Genomic DNA, 16685 nt, shown 5'->3' with positions numbered 1-16685 from the left:
CGGCCGCCTCTTGTCAATTGCTTTACATCTGTCCTAGGTTTGTCAACCGTCGGATGTGAGCGCGGCCACACCGACGCCACGAACCAGCGTGAGGAGCGGCCAGATGACCGACGTCGGCAGGGTGAGCGGGACCGTCCCGGAGGGCTCGACGGAGCAGTGGAGGGACCGGAAGCGGTACCTGTGGCTGATCGGCCTCGTGGTGCCGTCGCTGGCGTTCGTCGCCATCGCGGCGTGGTTGCTGACGGGCTGGGGCGTGTGGCTGTGGCTCGGGCCCGTCGTCATCCTCGTGATCGTCCCGGCGATCGACCTGATGACCGGCCTCGACCGCTCGAACCCGCCCGACGACGTGATCGAGCAGCTGGAGCAGGACCGCTACTACCGCTGGATCACCTACCTCTTCCTCCCGATCCAGTACGCCGGGTTCGTGGCGGCGATGTGGCTGGTCGCCGGCGGGGAGCTGCTCGGGGAGACGCTGAGCACCTGGGACAAGGTGGGCATCGCCGTCTCGATCGGCTGCATCGGCGGGATCGGCATCAACACCGCCCACGAGCTCGGCCACAAGAAGGAGGCCAACGAGCGCTGGCTCAGCAAGATCGCGCTGGCGCAGAGCTTCTACGGCCACTTCTACATCGAGCACAACCGCGGCCACCACGTGCGCGTCGCGACGCCGGAGGACCCGGCGAGCTCGCGGATGGGCGAGAGCTTCTACCGGTTCTGGCCGCGCACCGTGATCGGGTCGCTCCGCAGCGCCTGGGAGGTCGAGGCGAAGCGCTACCGCCGCAAGGGCACGCACCCGTTCCACCTCGGCAACGACGTGCTCAACGCGTGGCTCATGTCGCTCGCGCTCTGGGGCGCCCTGGTGGCCTGGCTGGGTGTCGAGATCCTGCCCTACCTCGTGCTGCAGGCCGTGATCGGCTTCTCGCTGCTGGAGGTCGTCAACTACCTCGAGCACTACGGGATGCTGCGGGCGAAGGTCGGCAAGGCCGGCAAGCAGCGCTACGAGCGCGTGCTGCCCCAGCACTCGTGGAACTCCAACAACATCGCGACCAACGTGCTGCTCTACCACCTGCAGCGCCACAGCGACCACCACGCGAACCCGACGCGGCGCTACCAGACGCTGCGCGACTTCGAGGAGTCCCCGGTGCTCCCGACGGGGTACGCCGGGATGATCGTGCTCGCCGCCGTGCCCCCGCTGTGGCGCCGCGTGATGGACGAGCGGGTGCTGGTCCACGTCGGCGGCGACCTCGACAAGATCAACATCCAGCCCGGCAGGCGGGCCGCGATCGAGCGTCGGTACGGCGCCCGCGCCGCCGCGATCCGTCAGGCCGAGGCCGACGCGGTCGCCGAGGCCGAGCGGATCCTCGAGGACACCTCGCGGGTCGACCTCGCGGGCGTCGACGAGGTGCTGGCCGCCCGCTGCCCCGGCTGCGGCTACACCTACGAGGTCGCGGCCGGCGAGGAGCGCGAGGGCTTCGCGGCCGGCACGGCCTGGAACGACATCCCCGACGACTGGACCTGCCCCGACTGCGGCGTGCGCGACAAGGTCGACTTCGTGCCACTCGGCGCCGAGGCGGTCTGAGCGAGCCCCGTCCCACCCCCGTTCGTGGGTGGCAGCGCCGTGGGATGCCTGGCGCTGCCACCACGGATCCCCCGATGGAGGAGAAGAGCATGAAGATCGTCGCGGACCTGGCGAAGTGCGAAGGCCTGGGCATGTGCGAGGCCATGGCCCCGGACTTCTTCGAGGTCGACGAGGAGGGCGTCGTCGAGGTGCTCGACGACGCGCCCGGCGAGGAGCACCGGGGCGACCTGACGGCCGCCGTCGACGCCTGCCCCGTCCTGGCGCTGAGCCTCCAGGGCTGAGCGAGCCGGCCCGGCTGCCAGACTGACCCGGTGAGCACCCCCACCCCGGTACGCCGTCTCGTCGTCGTCGGCGCCTCGCTGGCCGGTCTCCGCGCGGTGGAGGCAGCCCGCCGTACCGGCTTCGACGGTGAGGTCGTGCTCGTCGGTGACGAGGTGCACCCGCCGTACGACCGCCCGCCGCTCTCGAAGGCGTTCCTGGGCGTCGAGGGCGAGCGCGGCGCCGGCGAGGCGGCGCACTTCCGCACCGAGGAGGTGCTGCGCGACGAGCTGGGCGTCGACCTGCGCCTGGGCGTGCGCGCGACCGGCCTCGACACGGCGACCCGCGAGGTGCTGCTCGACGGCGGCGAGCGGGTGGCGTACGACGCGCTCGTCATCGCCACGGGCTCGCGCCCGCGCTGGCTGCCCGGCACCGACCCGGCCGTCGACGGCCCCGTCGAGGGCGTCACCCAGCTGCGCACCCTCGACGATGCCCGCACGGTGCGCGACGCCCTCGAGGCGGGCGCCCGGGTGGTCGTCGTGGGCGCCGGGTTCATCGGTTCCGAGGTCGCCTCGGCCGCCCGCAAGCGCGACCTGCCCGTGACGGTCGTCGAAGCGCTCGACCTCCCGCTCACCCGCTCCATCGGCCCCGACGTCGGCGCCGCGTGCGCCGAGATCCACCGCGCGGCCGGCACCGACCTGCGCCTCGGCACCGGCGTCGCCGGGCTCGCGACCGAGGAGCACGACGGGCGGCGGCGGGTGACCGGCGTACGGCTCGACGACGGCGAGGTGCTGCCCGCCGACCTCGTGGTGCTCGGCATCGGCGTGCGGCCGGCGACCGAGTGGCTCGAGGGCAGCGGCGTCGCGCTGCACGAGGCCGACGGCGGCGTCGTGGTCGACGCGACGATGGCGACGAACGTGCCCGGCGTCTGGGCGGCCGGCGACGTGGCGCACGTGGCCAACCCGCTGTACGACGGGGAGCACCACCGCCTCGAGCACTGGACCAACGCGGCCGACCACGGCGCGGCCGCCGCGCGCCACGCGCTCGACCCCGCGTCGGCGCAGGAGGTCGTGACCGTCCCTTACTTCTGGTCGGACTGGTACGACCACCGCCTCCAGTTCGTCGGCACCCCCCGCGCCGACGAGGTGCGGGTCGTCGTCGACGACCTGGCGCACGGCGGCGGGCTCGTCGCGCTCTACCGGCGCGGCGACGTCGTCGCGGGCGCCTTCGTCATCGACCTCCCGCGCCAGGTGATGAAGCTGCGCAAGCGCATCGCCGCCCGGGGCCCGTGGGACGAGGCGGTCGAGTTCGCGGTCACCACGGCTGCGGCCGCCCGCTCCTGACGTGCCGTTCACCCTCGCCCACCCGGCGGCCGTGCTGCCGCTGCTGCGGCCCCCGTTCGTCGCCGCCGCGCTGGTCGCCGGGACGATCGCCCCCGACGTGCCCTACTTCGTCCGCGCGAGCGGCGTCGGGGTCTCGGCCCAGTCCTGGTACGAGCCGCTGACCAACGCCACCACGACGCACGACGTGCGGGGCGCCGTGGTGGTCGCGCTGCCCGTGGCGCTCCTGCTCTGGGTGGGCTGGCTCGTCGCCCGCCCGGCCCTCGCGTGGGCGACCGGGGCCGGGACCGGCTCCGGGGGCCCGCGGCGCCGGTCCCGCGTGACGACCGCCGGTTGGGTCGTCGTCTCCGCCGCGCTCGGCGTCGCCACCCACCTGGCGTGGGACGCGCTGACCGACCTCGCCCGCTGGCTCCAGCACGTCAGCACGGTCGTCGGCCTGCTCGCCGTCCTCGGGTACGTCGTGCTGCGACGCCCGCGCGCGGCCCTCGCTCCGCCGTACCGCCGACGGGTGCTGACCGCGCTCGGCCTCCTCGTCACCGCCGCGCTCGTTGGCGCAGCGCTCGCCGTCCGTGCGCTCGACGGCGGGGTCGACGGCGGGACCGGTGGCCCCGAGGCGCTGCTGACCGCGGCGGTGAAGGGTGGCGGCGCGGCTGCGGCGGGCGCGCTCGTGCTGCTGGTCGCGGGGTGGTGGCTGGCCCGGGCGACCCCCGCCGGACGTGGCCGCCCGGCCCCCGGCGCCTAGGATCGACCCATGGCCGTCGCACCCAGCTGGGAGTCCCCGGGCACCGGTGCGGGCGGGCCGTCGCTGCGCGACCGGATCCTCGCGGCCGCCGCCCACCTGACGAGCACCGACGGGTGGGCGAAGGTGACGATGGCGCGGCTCGCGGCCGCCGTCGGCGTCAGCCGCCAGACCGTCTACAACGAGGTGGGCGGCAAGCCCGACCTCGCCGAGGCGATGGTGCTCAACGAGCTGGCCCGCTTCCTCGCCGAGGTCGACCGGGCGTTCGAGGAGCACCCCGACGACCTGCTCGCGGCGGTCGGCGAGGCCTGCCGAGGGATCCTCGAGCTGGCGCAGGACAACGAGCTGCTGCACGCCGTCGTCTCGGCCACCCACGGCGCGGAGACCGAGCTGCTGCCGCTGCTCACCACGCACGCGGAGTCGCTGCTCACGACGGCCAAGACGATGCTGGGCGACCGGATCGCGCCGTACGACCTCGACCTGACGCCGCGCCAGCGCGAGGTGGTCGTCGACGTCGTCGTGCGCTCGATGCTGAGCCACGTCATGCAGCCCAGCGGCACCCCGGCCGAGACCGCCGCCGACGTCGTGTGGGTGGCCTCGCGGGTGCTCGCGATCGACCCGGCCCCCGCCGCCCCGTGACCCACCCGGCGACCCCGCCCGTGGCGACCGTGCTCCTCACGGGCTTCGAGCCGTTCGCCGACGAGCCCGTCAACCCGTCGGGCGACGTGCTGCCGTTGGTCGCGCAGGACTGGGACCGCCCCGAGCGGCTCGTCACCGCCGTGCTGCCGGTGGAGTACGCCGGGTCGCGCACCGCCCTCGAGGCGCTGCTCGCCGAGCACCGGCCCGACGTCGTCGTCGCCCTCGGTCTCGCGCTGGGCCGCGACGCCGTGACGCCCGAGACCACGGCGGTCAACGAGCAGAGCGCCCGCATCCCCGACAACGCGGGCGACCAGCCCCAAGGCGAGCCGGTCGTGCCCGGCGCCGCCGCGACCGAGCCCTCGTCGCTGCCGCTCGCCGCCGTGCACGCGGCGCTGCGGGCGGCCGGCGTGCCCGAGGCGCCCTCCCACGACGCGGGCCGCTTCGTCTGCAACCACGTCTTCTTCCTGCTGCAGCACGCGCACGGTCGCCTCGACGACCCGTCCGCCGCACGCACCGGGTTCGTCCACGTGCCATCGTACGACGTGGTGTCCCGCCCCGAGCTCGCCCGCGCCGTCCGGGTCGTGCTCGACGCGGCGCTCGACACCGAGGAGCGGGGCGGCCCGGCGGCCGCGGCCCCAGGGACGCCCGACCCGCAGCCGTCCGCCCGGCACCTGCCCGCCCCGGGCGCGGACGCCGCGCCGCCCCTGCCCTGACCGTTCCGGGCCTCGGTGAACCGGGTGTGACGCGCGTTACCGGACGGTACTCTCGAGGGTCGGGAGGGAAGCCGATGACGACGTCACGCCACGAGCGGTCGCGCCGGGTCGCCGCGGGTGCGGCGGTGCTGGCGCTGAGCCTCGTGCTCGCGGGCTGTGCGGGCGGCTCTGGGGGCTCGGAGGGCTCCGAGGCCGACCCCGACACCGAGGCGGTCGCCGGCACCCCGACCGGCGACGCGACCGGTTCCGCGGCCCCGTCGGCCGGCGGCGCCGGTCCGGATCCGCGGCTCGCGACGATGGCCGAGCACGCCGTCGACCCGCCGGGCCCGCTCGCCGACAGCCTGCTCGGTGCCGACGTGCTCGTCTCGACGCAGGGCGCGATCGACGAGGAGACGCTCGAGGAGATCCGTGCCCTGCCCGGGGTCGAGGCCGCCGAGCCCATCGGCCTGGCCCAGGTGCCGGTCGAGGACCAGGTGCTGACCGTCGCGGCGGTCGACCCCGCGTCGTACCGACGGTTCACCCCCGCCGAGAGCGCCCAGCTCGAGACCATCTGGACGCGCGTGGCGGCGGGCGAGGTCGCGCTGCAGGCCGACGTCGGCGAGCAGCTGAGCGACGAGGAGGGCTTCGTCCGCCTGGGCAACGAGGACGACGCGCCCGACCTGCACGTCGGCGCGCTGGCGCCGCAGGTCACCCGCGTGCAAGCCGTGGTCAACAAGCGGTGGGGCGAGACGCTGGGCATCCCCGACGACAACGCCGTGCTCGTCGCGACGGGCCTGACGTCGCCGCAGGAGGTGCGCCCCGCGCTGCAGGAGGCGGCCGGCGACGGCGCGTCGGTGCAGGTGCTCGGCCCCGACCTCGACGTGTCGGTGCAGCAGACCGCGGTGCTGACCGGCGGCTCGGTCGCGGCGGCCGTCGGAACGTTCAACTACCGCGTGCTCGACGGTGGCCGCCTCGCCCCGGACCCGGCGTGGGTGGCGGAGAACATCCGCACCGCCCAGGTGCCGATCCTCGGCAGCGTCACCTGCCACCGCGTCATGCTGCCGCAGCTCGAGGCCGCGCTCCGCGAGGTCGTCGAGCGGGGACTCGCCGACGAGATCGACCCGGGCGAGTACGCCGGCTGCTACTACCCGCGCTTCATCGCGGGTTCCACCCAGCCGTCGTTGCACTCCTTCGGCATCGCCGTCGACCTCAACGTGTCGGGCAACCAGCGCGGCACCGTCGGCGACATCGACCGCTCCGTCGTGCAGATCTTCAAGAAGTGGGGCTTCGCCTGGGGCGGCGACTGGGGCTACACCGACCCCATGCACTTCGAGCTCGCGCAGCTCGTCGAGGCGCGCTGATCAGCCGCTGAGCCCCGCTGGCGCCAGGTCACTCCACGCAGATCGTGGCGCCCGGCTCGCCGTCGACGCCGGGGCAGGCGGCGCGGACGAACCGCGCGGGCGTGAGGACGGGCGCGTCGACCAGCGCGGCGATCAGCGTGTCGCGCTCGACGTCCTCGCTGCTCGCGACGAGCAGGGCGCCGTCGCGTGACAGGGCCACGTCGACCGTCCCACGCTCGTCGACCACGACGCTGTCGTCGGGACCGTCGGTGCAGTCCTCCGGGAGCGAGGTCAACGCGGAGCAGGCATCTTGCTCCGAGGGCCGCAGGTCGATCGAGACGTAGGTCGGCGACGGCAAGGGCCCGCTGCCCTCCTCCTCACTGCGGTAGGTCAACGCGACCTGCGTCGTCCCGTCCCCTCCGGCCGTCGGCGTGCGGACGTCGAGGTCGACGACGTCGTACCCCTCGATCTCCGGCAGGTACGGCGTGATCCCCGCCGCCTCCACCTGCCCGGCGAGCACCCCGCGGTGGTCGGCCGCGCGCTGCTGGCCGAGCAGCAGGGGGCTCCAGGCCGCGACGAGGACCGCGGCGACGCCCACCCACGCGACGCAGCCGACGAAGCCCGATCCGTCGGGCACCACCACGAGGGTGCGCACGCCGAGCGCCGCGACGAGCGCGGCCAGCACGGCGACCGGCCCGGCGGCGGCGAGGGCCGCCGTACCGGGGCCGACGGAGGTGAGGGCGACCGTGAGGCCGACGGCGAGCGCCAGGAGCGGCACGGCGACGGCGAGGGCGAACCCGGCCGACGTCGCCCCGCCCGGCACCTCGAGGCGGCCGAGCAGGAAGCCCGCCGCCAGCGTGACCAGGGCGACGGTGACGCCGGTCAGGACGACGCCGCTCCAGCCGCCCGGCGCGCCGACGAGCACGACGAGGGGGAGGGCGGCGGCACCCGCGAGCCCGGCGAGCACCTGCGCGGCGGTGGTCCCGGTGCTGGTGTCCGCGACCGGGAGGTGGAGGTCCGTCGACATGGACCCCTCCCTGCCCACCCTGACCCGTGGGTAACCTCCGACACATGCGCGCTGCCATCGTGACCTCGCCCACCGGACCCGACGACGTCACCACGGGCGAGCTGCCCGACCCGACCCCCGGCCCCGACGACGTGCTGATCGCCGTGCACGCCGCCGGCATCGCGTTCCCCGACCTGCTGATGAGCCGGGGGGAGTACCAGGTGCGCCCCGAGCCGCCGTTCGCGCTGGGCACGGACGTGGCCGGCACGGTCGTCAGCGCCCCCGAGGGCTCCGGTCTCGCCGAGGGCCAGCGGGTCGTCGCCGTCGCCGGGCACGGTGCGGCCGCGGAGCTCTTCGTCGCCCCGGCCCCGTTCGTGATGGCGCTGCCCGACGAGCTGTCGTTCGAGGAGGGCGCGGCGCTGCCGATGAACTACCTGACGGCCCACTTCGCGCTGCTGCGCCGCGGCGGTCTGCAGGCGGGCGACACGGTGCTGGTGCACGGCGCCGCCGGCGGGGTCGGTACGGCGAGCATCCAGGTCGCGCGCGCCTTCGGGGCCCGGCCGATCGCCGTCGTCTCGACGGAGGCGAAGGGCGAGGTGGCCCGCGCCGCGGGCGCGGAGGACGTCGTGCTGCTCGACGGCTTCAAGGACGCGGTGAAGGAGCTGACCGGCGGTCGCGGGGTCGACCTCGTCGTCGACGTCGTCGGCGGCGACGCCTTCCTCGACTCCGTCCGCTCGCTGGCGCCCGAGGGCCGCCTGCTCGTCATCGGGTTCGCGGCCGGCCAGGGCATCCCCGAGATCAAGGTCAACCGGCTGCTGCTGGGCAACACCGACGTGCGCGGCGTGGGCTGGGGCGCGTTCGTGATGTTCCACCCGGCGTACGTCGCCGAGCAGTGGGCCGACCTCCTGCCGCACCTGCGCAGCGGCGCGCTGAAGCCGCCGGTGGGCGCGTCGTACCCGCTCGACGAGGCGGCGCAGGCCCTGCGCGACCTCGACGAGCGGCGCGCCACCGGCAAGGTCGTGGTCCGCGTGCGCTGACCCCGTGCGCTGAGCCCGCGTGGCTAGGGTGGCCCCCGTGACGATGCTCGACGCCGCCCGTGCAGGCATGGACCCCGCCGTCCGACCGACCGACGACCTCTTCGGTCACGTCAACGGCCGGTGGCTCGCGGAGAGCGAGATCCCGGAGGACCGCTCGAGCTGGGGGCCGTTCGTCGCGCTCGCCGACACGGCGGAAGAGCAGGTGTGGGCGATCGTGGAGGAGTACGCCGACGCCGACCCCGCGACGCTCGACCCGGACGCGGCCAAGATCGGCGCGGCGTACCGCTCGTTCATGGACACGGACACCGTCGAGGCGAAGGGCTTCGACCCGGTCCAGCCCTACCTGCACGCCGTCGCCGGGCTGCGCGACCTGCGCGAGCTGGCGGCGCTCGTCGGCGAGTTGGAGCGGGTGGGCGGCACGGGCTTCTTCGGCGCCTACGTCAGCACCGACGCGAAGGACTCGGACCGCTACCTCTTCCACGTCTACCAGGGCGGGCTGGGGCTGCCGGACGAGTCCTACTACCGCGACGAGAAGTTCGCGCCGCAGGTCGAGGCCTACCTCGCCTACCTCACCCGCGTGCTCACCCTCGTCGGCCACGAGGCCCCCGAGGAGGCGGCCGAGACCGTCCTGGCGCTCGACCGGCGCCTGGCGCAGGGCCACTGGGAGCGCGCCGAGACCCGCGACATCCAGAAGACCTACAACCGGCTGACGTTCGCCGAGCTGACCGAGCTGTGCCCGGCCTTCGACTGGGAGGTCTACGCGCGCAACCTCTCCGGCGCGGCGAGCGGCGCCGACGAGCTGCTCGCCGAGACGGTCGTCAAGCAGCCGTCGTACCTCGCGCACCTGTCCGAGGTGCTCGAGGCCGTGCCGATCGAGAGCTGGCGCACCTGGCTGACGACGCGGGTGCTGCGGGCGTTCGGCGCCTACCTGCACGACGAGATGGTGCGCACCAACTTCGACTTCTACGGCCGCACCCTGTCCGGTACGCCGGAGCTGCGGGCCCGCTGGAAGCGCGGCGTCTCCTTCACCGAGAGCGCGCTGGGCGAGGCCGTCGGCCGTGAGTACGTCGCGCGCCACTTCCCGCCGGTGGCGAAGGAGGCGATGGACGAGCTGGTCGCGAACCTCGTCGAGGCCTACCGCCGCTCGATCCGCACCCTCGACTGGATGACGGACGGCACGAAGCAGCGGGCGCTGGAGAAGCTGGACAAGTTCGTCCCGAAGATCGGCTACCCGGTGCGCTGGCGCGACTACGCCAACCTGGTCGTGGTGGCGGACGACCTCGTCGACAACGTCGCCGCCGCCGCCGCGTTCGAGACCGACCGGGAGCTGGCGAAGATCGGCGCCCCCGTCGACCGCGACGAGTGGTTCATGCTCCCGCAGACCGTGAACGCCTACTACAACCCCGGCACCAACGAGATCTGCTTCCCGGCCGCGATCCTGCAGCCGCCGTTCTTCTCGCCCGACGCGCACCCGGCGGAGAACTACGGCGGGATCGGCGCGGTCATCGGCCACGAGATCGGCCACGGCTTCGACGACCAGGGCTCGCAGTACGACGGCGACGGCAACCTCGAGGACTGGTGGACCGCGGACGACCGCGCGGCGTTCGAGGTGAAGAGCCGGGCGCTGATCGCGCAGTACGACGGGTTCAGCCCCCGCAACCTGCCCGAGGAGCACGTCAACGGCTCGCTGACCGTCGGCGAGAACATCGGCGACCTCGGCGGTCTGACGATCGCGCACAAGGCGTACCTGATCTCGCTGGGCCTCGACCCGGAGGGCGGCCCGGCGACCGAGCGCGACGAGGACGGGCTCACCGGCTCCCAGCGCCTGTTCCTCAGCTGGGCCCACGTGTGGCGCACCAAGCGCCGCGAGGCCCAGGAGCGGCAGTTCCTCACGATCGACCCGCACAGCCCGCCGGAGTTCCGGGCCAACATCGTGCGGAACCTCGACGAGTTCCACGCCTCGTTCGGCACGCAGCCGGGCGACGGTCTGTGGCTCGAGCCGTCGGAGCGCGTGCGGATCTGGTGAGCGGGGTACGGCGGCGAGGGCGGTCGCGCCGCGGCGTGTAACGCGGTGTCCGGGCGACTGCACACGTGGTGGACGGCGTGCGCAGACGCTCCAGCACCGCACCTGACACCAGCACCGCGATAGACGTCAGCCGCACCCGACGTACGGCGGGCGCCGAGCCGCTCCGTACCCCGTCGCTGCCTCAGGCCGCGCAGTGCCGGGCGATCTCGGCCGCGGTGCGCGCCATCGTGACCCGGGCGCGCGCCGGGTCCTCGGTGAGGAAGTAGTGGTCGACGCCGGGCGTCGTGTCGTGCCAGGCGAGCAGACCCTCGGCGGCCAGGCGAGCGGCGTACCGGTCGCCCTCCTCGCGCAGCGTGTCGCGCTCGGCCGTCAGCACGACGGCGGGCGGCAGGCCCGCCAGCGTGGTCGCGCGCAGCGGTGAGGCGTAGGGCTCCACCCGTCGGGCGGCGTCGGGGAAGTAGACCCGCCGCACGAGGGCCCGCAGCTCCGGGCTGATCATGCCGGGGCGGTGGGCCGGCTCGGCCGCGATGTCGAGCGCGGGCACGCCGAGCACCTGCAGCGCTGGCGCGAACGATCCGAGGTCGCGCGCCTGCAGGCACACCGACGCGGCCAGCCCGCCGCCCGAGCTGAACCCGCCGACCGCGACCCGCGTGGGGTCGGTGCCGAGCACGGCAGCGCCCTCACCGGCGACCCAGGCCGCGACGTCGTGGCACTGCTCCTGCGCGACGGGGTACGTCGCCCGCGGCGCCACCGCGAAGTCGACCGCCACGGTCACGACCTCGGCCGTCGCGGCGACGTAGCGGCACCACCAGTCGTCCATCCGCACGTGCCTCATGAGGAACGCCCCGCCGTGGAGGTGGACGTAGGCCCCGGCGCCCGTCGCCGGCGCCGCGGGGGGACGGTGGACGAGCACCGGCACGGCACCGTGCCGCGTCGGCACCCGCAGCCGTCGCGGCCGGGGCAGGTCGGTTCCTGCGAACCGCAGCGGCTCGCCGTACCGGACGGTCAGCGGGGCCAGCGCGCGACCGAGACGCACGTGGAGCCAGTCGGAGGGGCGCACGGGTGGTCGTTCGGCACGGGCCCGGCGCCGGATGGGTCGGGGGTGGTCCGCCGCGTCGCGGGTACCGGGCCGCGAACCCCTCCTCCCCAGCTTGTTGAGATTCCTGTGGAGATCTTGGGCCCTCGTGGCACGGTGGAGGAGAGCAACGGAACCCCCCGCGCCGTCGGACGACGGCGCGGCCTCAGCGAGAGGAACGCGCATGAACGTGAAGTACACCGTCCCCGGCCTGTCCACCGACCAGGTCAACGACCTCGTCGCCTCGCTCCAGGCCCGCCTGTCGGCCTACAACGACCTGCACCTGACGCTGAAGCACGTCCACTGGAACGTCGTGGGCCCGCACTTCATCGCCGTGCACGAGATGATCGACCCGCAGGTCGAGCTCGTCCGCGGGTACGCCGACGAGGTCGCCGAGCGCATCGCGACCCTCGGTGGCTCGCCGAAGGGCACGCCGGGCTCGGTCATCGCGGACCGCACGTGGGACGACTACTCCGTCGGCCGCGACACCGCGCTCGCGCACCTCGGTGCCCTCGACCTCGTCTACAACGGCGTCGTGGAGGACAACCGCAAGGCCATCGCGCTCGCGGGCGACCTCGACCCCATCACCGAGGACCTCCTCATCGGCCAGACGGCCGAGCTCGAGAAGTTCCAGTGGTTCGTGCGGGCGCACCTGGAGGACATCGGCGGCCGCCTCTCCACCGCGGGCGCCACGTCGGAGCACGACGCCACCGACGCCGCGCGCACGGACGGCTGACGCCCCGGTGGAGGTCAGCCGGACGTTCGACGTGTCCGCACCCCGCGAGGTGGTGCGGACCTATCTCGCCGACTTCTCCAACACGGTCGAGTGGGACCCGCCGACGGTGAAGTGCGTACGGCGCGACGCCGGCGAGCCGCGGGTCGGGTCCACGTGGGACAACACCACCAAGATGGGCCGGAGCACGACCGAGCTGGTCTACGAGCTGACCGAGCTGACCGACACCGGTCTCGTCTTCCGGGGCGAGAACGGGTCGGTCGTCGCGGAGGACCACATCACCTTCGTCGAGACCGGCCCGGGCCGCACCCGCATCACCTACCACGCGACCCTGTCGTTCAAGGGGTTCCGCAAGCTCGCGGACCCCATCGCCAAGCTGGGCTTCACCCGGCTGGCCAAGGACGTCGTCGCGAACATCACCCGCGAGGTCGAGAAGCGGGCCTGAGGCCCGCCGTACCCCGCACGCTCGATCCACGACGCCGGCCGCACACGCTGCGGCCGGCGTCGTCGTGCGCGGCGCGACACCCTCATGCGGGGCCTCGCCGGATCGAGTGACGGCGCGGGGCGAGGTTTGGAGGCGCCCACGGGCCGGGCACACGGATCCACCGTGCCGAGTTCCGCGACCCCGACGTCAAGCTCCTCGTCGTCGACCAGCTCTTGCACGACGGCCGCGTCGTCGCGCCCCACCCGAGCGCCCACGCCTGGCTGCAGGCCTCCCGCGGCATCGAGTGGGACGCGGCGGAGGGGCTGATCTACGGCGAGTACGCCTACCAGAGGATCCCGGAGATCGAGCAGTGGGCGCGCGACCTGGTGCTCGACGAGGCCGACGTCGCCTCGGTGCGGCGGTTGGTCTTCGACGGCGGCAACGCGATCTTCGGGCTGATGGCGCCCAGCTGGGACGGTGAGGACGACCTGTTCGACCCCACGACGTGGGCCGACGTCACGCCCGAGCGGTTCCCGCTGCTGGAGCTGGTGGTCTACGTCGAGCCGTTCGAGGACCACGTCCGCCGATCGCTCGAGGGCGCCGGCGTGGAGCTGCGGCACCTCTAGGCGGTGGCGCGGCTAGGTTCACGGACATGGCCTTCTCCGTCGTCAACGCGTCGTCGCTCGCCCCGGGTCGCGGCCCCCACCCCGCGGCGAGCGCGTACGACAAGCGCATCACCGACCACCTCGGCGTCACCGGGTTCGCGGTCTACCAGGTCGAGGTGCCTCCCGGCGAGCGGACGGAGCCGCACGACCACCTCGAGGACGGGGTCGAGGACGTGTACGCGGTCGTGCGCGGGTCGGGCTGGGTCGTGGTCGACGACGAGACCACGCCGATCGGCGTCGGCGACTTCGTCGGCGTGTCGAAGGAGGCCACGCGCTACGTGCTCGCCGGCGACGAGGGCTGCGACCTCATCGCCGTGTGCGGCTGAGCTACGCGGTGATCGCTCGACCGGTGTTCTCGTTCCGCCAGGGCGGTGCCTGGGCGTGCGAAAGACGCGTCCTGGGTAGGGACGGATCCATGCATGCCGACCTCGTGGCGCTCGAACGCGCCGTGATCCCTGATCTCGGCCCCGTGGCTGGTGTGGCCCTCGCGGAGATCGTCGACGACACGGTGGGGCTGGGCACTGACCTCGCGGCCCACCACCGGGCGCTGGGGGACGACCCCGCGTTCGCGGCGTACGCGCCTCGGGTGGTGCGAGCCGCGGCCGCCCGGGCCCGGGCGGTGCACACGGGCGAGGTGCCGTACGTCGCGGAGAAGGCGTTCACGGCGGCCGAGGCCCTCGTCGTCGAGCGCGCGCTGGCCGCCGGCCTGTGGCGGGACGAGGCGTGGGTCGACGCCGGGTTCGACCTGCTCGCCGACGTCGTCGTGGCTCCGGACCCCGCAGCCCGCTCGGTGCCCTCGCAGGCGATGTGCTTCGCAGTGGCTCGCGCGCTGCGGGACGCGCCGACCCCCGAGGGGGTCGCCGCCCTCGACGCGGCGACGCGGGAGACCCGGCACGCCGGCATCCGCAAGAAGTTCGCCCGGTACGTGCGCGACGCCCGTCGCGACCTCGCCGCACGATCCGCCGTGGCGCTGCGGCTGGTGCAGGAGCCGTCGCGGCGCGACGTCACCGCCTGGACGCGCACCCTGCAGGACGGGTGGGCGCTCGAGCCGCGCTGGACGGGCGCGGCCTGGCGCGCGCTGGCCCACCGCTGGGAGCCCGTGTCACGGGTCGCGGCCGCTCTCGTGTGGACGGCGCCGGGTGTCGGTTCCTTCCGGGGCACTCCCGGGGCGTACGTCGATGCCGACGACCGCGCTGTCGAGGTGCCCGACGATGCCGAGGTCCGGCTCTGGCACCCCGCGGCCGCGGGACGGGACGAGCGCGAGGCGTGGCGCCGGCACGTCGTGCGCCACCGGCTCGACCAGCCCTTCGCCCAGGCGTTCCGCGAGCACTACGCGCAGGAGGACGCCGAGGGCTTCTCGGGGCACGTGGTGGACCTGCGCCAGCTCGGCGGCGTGGCCCGGGCCGAGGGGTGGCGAGACGCCGACGACGGCATGGAGAGGGAGCTCGCCGGAGTGCGCGCCGAGGTGGCCGTCGGCGGCTTCTACCCCGGGGCCTCTGGGACGTCCGAGACGGGCCCGGTCCGGCTGGTCCCGGCGAGGGCGTCGAACGAGTCGACGCCGCTGCCCGTCGTACCCGTCTCGGAGCTCCTGCGCTCCGTCGACCTCGTGGTCAGCACGTCGGCGGTCGCGCTGGCCCCGTCCGACGCGGGGCCCGGCGGGTCGGGCGGTCGGTCGGCCGGAGCGCCGGCGGGAGTGCTCGCCCTACGACGCACGCTGCTCGGCCACGTCCTCGCCGAGCTGGCCCCGGAGCAGGCCGCCCGGGTCCAGACGGCCTCACGGCACCTGGTGGTCGACGGCCGGTCCCGCGTGCACCTGACGACGGGGCGCGTCACCCGCGACGGTGACGCCGTCGAGGTCGAGCCCCGGAAGAAGCCCGGTCTGTGGACGCCGAGCGCCGACCCGCTGCTCGCCCGGATCATCGGGCTCATCGCGGCCCTGCTCGAGCCGTCCGTGGCGGACTAGGCGTGGTGCGCGGCAGAGGCCTCGGATCCCTCACGGGCAGCATCGCTGCAGCTGAGGGGACGCAGGCGACGACCGAGGGAACCGGACCGGCAGCAGGGTCGTCGTACCGGTCGAGGGGCCGGCTCCGCAGGGTCCGGGGGCGACGAGGGGGAGCGATGCGAGGGTCGACGCGGCGGGCGTTCCGCAGCAACGCGGTGGCGGCTGCGGGTGTGCTGGCCGTGGGCGCCGCCGGGTACGGCGTGTGGCAGCTGCTGGACGGACCCGACCCCCAGGTCATTGCCAGTGGTGACGCCGTCGCCGGTGACTTCACCTGTGCCGAGGCGAGCAGCGCGCCCGCCGACTTCCCGGACGGGCTCCTGCCGGAGGGGGCGATCGCGGCGCGGCTGTGCGCCCACGGCACGGAGACGGTCACCGCCGATGTCGTTCCCCTCGACGCGCTGACCTCACGCGCCGCCGACCTGGTCGAGCTGGTCAACGGAGCACGCCGGGTGGGGAACGGCGAACGCTCGTGCAACGCCGACGCGGGGCCGCGGTGGACGATGGCGCTGCAGTACCCCGACGGGAGCGTCCGGTCCCTCGCCGGGGAGGCGTACGGATGCCAGGACGTGACCCTCGGTGACGCCCAGGTGCAGGGCGTGGGCAGGACCGTCGTCGAGCTGTTCGTCGATCGCCTGACAGCCCAGCGCCAGGGTGAGACGCCGCCGGCCGACGTACCGGCGGACCCCGTCGCGTGCGACGCGATCGACGCGGGCGCCGCCGTCATGCCGTGGACGGACCGGTCGCACCTGGCCGCCGTGGCCCTGTGCTGGAGCACCACGCCAGGGGCGCCGTTCGCCTCGGTCCCGCTCACGCCCGAGCAGACGGAGGGCGTGCTCGCCGACCTCACGGCCAACCTGCGGGACCTCCCGCTGCGCACCCGCGACTACACGTGCCCGTCGTGGTCCCAGGTCAGGATCACCGGCCGCAACGCCTGGGGCGACCCCGTCACGGTCGGGAGCGACTGCCGCGAGTTCTCGGTGGACGACGTGGAGCACTGGGTGCCCTCGGCTCCCACCCTCGAGCTGCTGCTGGACCTGTCCGGCCAGCGGATGCTGCCGCCGCCGACGCCCTGAGCGGGCGCGTCAGGTCACGTCGCCCCTCTCCCCGTACGACGGGAGCTGACTCACGAG

Annotated in this window: 17 protein-coding genes; 15 read left to right on the top strand and 2 right to left on the bottom strand. The window is 74.4% G+C overall.

The window, feature by feature from the left end:
• The first annotated feature begins 103 nt into the window (after positions 1-103).
• The 7 genes from INN71_RS17005 (at position 104) to INN71_RS16975 (ending at position 6608) form a co-directional block, all read left to right on the top strand.
• Positions 104-1579 carry a fatty acid desaturase gene (locus INN71_RS17005; RefSeq protein ID WP_277500030.1) on the top strand — a complete coding sequence of 492 codons (1476 nt, stop codon included), beginning with the start codon at positions 104-106 and terminating at the stop codon, positions 1577-1579.
• 74 nt (positions 1580-1653) lie between these two features.
• On the top strand, positions 1654-1860 hold the full coding sequence (locus INN71_RS17000) for a ferredoxin (protein WP_277500031.1): 207 nt from the start codon (positions 1654-1656) through the stop codon (positions 1858-1860).
• A gap of 30 nt (positions 1861-1890) precedes the next feature.
• Positions 1891-3180, top strand: coding sequence for an NAD(P)/FAD-dependent oxidoreductase (locus tag INN71_RS16995; protein WP_277500032.1), 1290 nt, complete (start codon positions 1891-1893; stop codon positions 3178-3180).
• A gap of 1 nt (position 3181) precedes the next feature.
• On the top strand, positions 3182-3919 hold the full coding sequence (locus INN71_RS16990) for a DUF4184 family protein (protein WP_277500033.1): 738 nt from the start codon (positions 3182-3184) through the stop codon (positions 3917-3919).
• Positions 3920-3928: 9 nt separating this feature from the next.
• Positions 3929-4555 (top strand): TetR/AcrR family transcriptional regulator, encoded by a 627-nt coding sequence (locus INN71_RS16985; protein ID WP_277500034.1) that lies wholly within the window; start codon positions 3929-3931, stop codon positions 4553-4555.
• Between the two features lie 20 nt (positions 4556-4575).
• Positions 4576-5268 (top strand): pyroglutamyl-peptidase I, encoded by a 693-nt coding sequence (locus INN71_RS16980; protein ID WP_277500035.1) that lies wholly within the window; start codon positions 4576-4578, stop codon positions 5266-5268.
• Positions 5269-5342: 74 nt separating this feature from the next.
• Positions 5343-6608, top strand: a complete 1266-nt coding sequence (locus tag INN71_RS16975) for a M15 family metallopeptidase (protein WP_277500036.1) — start codon at positions 5343-5345, stop codon at positions 6606-6608.
• A gap of 28 nt (positions 6609-6636) precedes the next feature.
• Here INN71_RS16975 and INN71_RS16970 read toward each other — a convergent pair whose 3' ends face one another.
• Positions 6637-7614 (bottom strand): hypothetical protein, encoded by a 978-nt coding sequence (locus INN71_RS16970; RefSeq protein WP_277500037.1) that lies wholly within the window; start codon positions 7612-7614, stop codon positions 6637-6639.
• 44 nt (positions 7615-7658) lie between these two features.
• Between INN71_RS16970 and INN71_RS16965 the strand changes: the two genes are divergently transcribed.
• Together INN71_RS16965 and INN71_RS16960 are read left to right on the top strand one after the other, a co-directional pair.
• Positions 7659-8630: an NADPH:quinone oxidoreductase family protein gene (locus tag INN71_RS16965; protein ID WP_277500038.1), complete on the top strand. Its 972-nt coding sequence runs from the start codon at positions 7659-7661 to the stop codon at positions 8628-8630.
• Between the two features lie 43 nt (positions 8631-8673).
• Positions 8674-10656, top strand: a complete 1983-nt coding sequence (locus tag INN71_RS16960; RefSeq protein ID WP_277500061.1) for a M13 family metallopeptidase — start codon at positions 8674-8676, stop codon at positions 10654-10656.
• Between the two features lie 181 nt (positions 10657-10837).
• On the opposite strand, the gene INN71_RS16955 is transcribed toward INN71_RS16960, so the two are convergent.
• A complete protein-coding gene (locus tag INN71_RS16955; protein WP_277500039.1) occupies positions 10838-11716 on the bottom strand; it encodes an alpha/beta hydrolase in 879 nt (292 codons plus the stop codon).
• 199 nt (positions 11717-11915) lie between these two features.
• Between INN71_RS16955 and INN71_RS16950 the strand changes: the two genes are divergently transcribed.
• The 6 genes from INN71_RS16950 (at position 11916) to INN71_RS16925 (ending at position 16628) form a co-directional block, all read left to right on the top strand.
• Positions 11916-12467 carry a Dps family protein gene (locus INN71_RS16950; RefSeq protein ID WP_277500040.1) on the top strand — a complete coding sequence of 184 codons (552 nt, stop codon included), beginning with the start codon at positions 11916-11918 and terminating at the stop codon, positions 12465-12467.
• A gap of 7 nt (positions 12468-12474) precedes the next feature.
• A complete protein-coding gene (locus INN71_RS16945) occupies positions 12475-12909 on the top strand; it encodes an SRPBCC family protein (RefSeq protein WP_277500041.1) in 435 nt (144 codons plus the stop codon).
• 212 nt (positions 12910-13121) lie between these two features.
• Entirely contained in the window at positions 13122-13514 is a 393-nt protein-coding gene (locus INN71_RS16940) for a hypothetical protein (RefSeq protein ID WP_301801278.1), read from the top strand.
• Positions 13515-13540: 26 nt separating this feature from the next.
• A complete protein-coding gene (locus INN71_RS16935) occupies positions 13541-13879 on the top strand; it encodes a cupin domain-containing protein (RefSeq protein WP_277500043.1) in 339 nt (112 codons plus the stop codon).
• Between the two features lie 89 nt (positions 13880-13968).
• Entirely contained in the window at positions 13969-15516 is a 1548-nt protein-coding gene (locus INN71_RS16930; protein WP_277500044.1) for a DUF4132 domain-containing protein, read from the top strand.
• A gap of 155 nt (positions 15517-15671) precedes the next feature.
• Positions 15672-16628 (top strand): hypothetical protein, encoded by a 957-nt coding sequence (locus INN71_RS16925; protein ID WP_277500045.1) that lies wholly within the window; start codon positions 15672-15674, stop codon positions 16626-16628.
• The last annotated feature ends 57 nt before the right edge of the window (positions 16629-16685 follow it).

The sequence above is a fragment of the Nocardioides sp. ChNu-153 genome, assembly GCF_030466625.1.
GTDB lineage: Bacteria > Actinomycetota > Actinomycetes > Propionibacteriales > Nocardioidaceae > Nocardioides.
The sequence above is the reverse complement of the archived record's forward strand: the minus strand, read 5'-3'. Positions and strand labels throughout refer to the sequence as shown.

What these genes read in the sequence shown, in the direction of transcription:
- INN71_RS17005 (WP_277500030.1), top strand. Translation starts at nt 104, where the DNA reads ATGACCGACGTCGGCAGGGTGAGCGGGACCGTCCCGGAGGGCTCGACG.
- INN71_RS16935 (WP_277500043.1), top strand. Translation starts at nt 13,541, where the DNA reads ATGGCCTTCTCCGTCGTCAACGCGTCGTCGCTCGCCCCGGGTCGCGGC.
- INN71_RS16985 (WP_277500034.1), top strand. Translation starts at nt 3,929, where the DNA reads ATGGCCGTCGCACCCAGCTGGGAGTCCCCGGGCACCGGTGCGGGCGGG.
- INN71_RS16970 (WP_277500037.1), bottom strand. Translation starts at nt 7,614, where the DNA reads ATGTCGACGGACCTCCACCTCCCGGTCGCGGACACCAGCACCGGGACC.
- INN71_RS16965 (WP_277500038.1), top strand. Translation starts at nt 7,659, where the DNA reads ATGCGCGCTGCCATCGTGACCTCGCCCACCGGACCCGACGACGTCACC.
- INN71_RS16930 (WP_277500044.1), top strand. Translation starts at nt 13,969, where the DNA reads ATGCATGCCGACCTCGTGGCGCTCGAACGCGCCGTGATCCCTGATCTC.
- INN71_RS16925 (WP_277500045.1), top strand. Translation starts at nt 15,672, where the DNA reads ATGCGAGGGTCGACGCGGCGGGCGTTCCGCAGCAACGCGGTGGCGGCT.
- INN71_RS16975 (WP_277500036.1), top strand. Translation starts at nt 5,343, where the DNA reads ATGACGACGTCACGCCACGAGCGGTCGCGCCGGGTCGCCGCGGGTGCG.
- INN71_RS16960 (WP_277500061.1), top strand. Translation starts at nt 8,674, where the DNA reads ATGCTCGACGCCGCCCGTGCAGGCATGGACCCCGCCGTCCGACCGACC.
- INN71_RS16950 (WP_277500040.1), top strand. Translation starts at nt 11,916, where the DNA reads ATGAACGTGAAGTACACCGTCCCCGGCCTGTCCACCGACCAGGTCAAC.
- INN71_RS17000 (WP_277500031.1), top strand. Translation starts at nt 1,654, where the DNA reads ATGGAGGAGAAGAGCATGAAGATCGTCGCGGACCTGGCGAAGTGCGAA.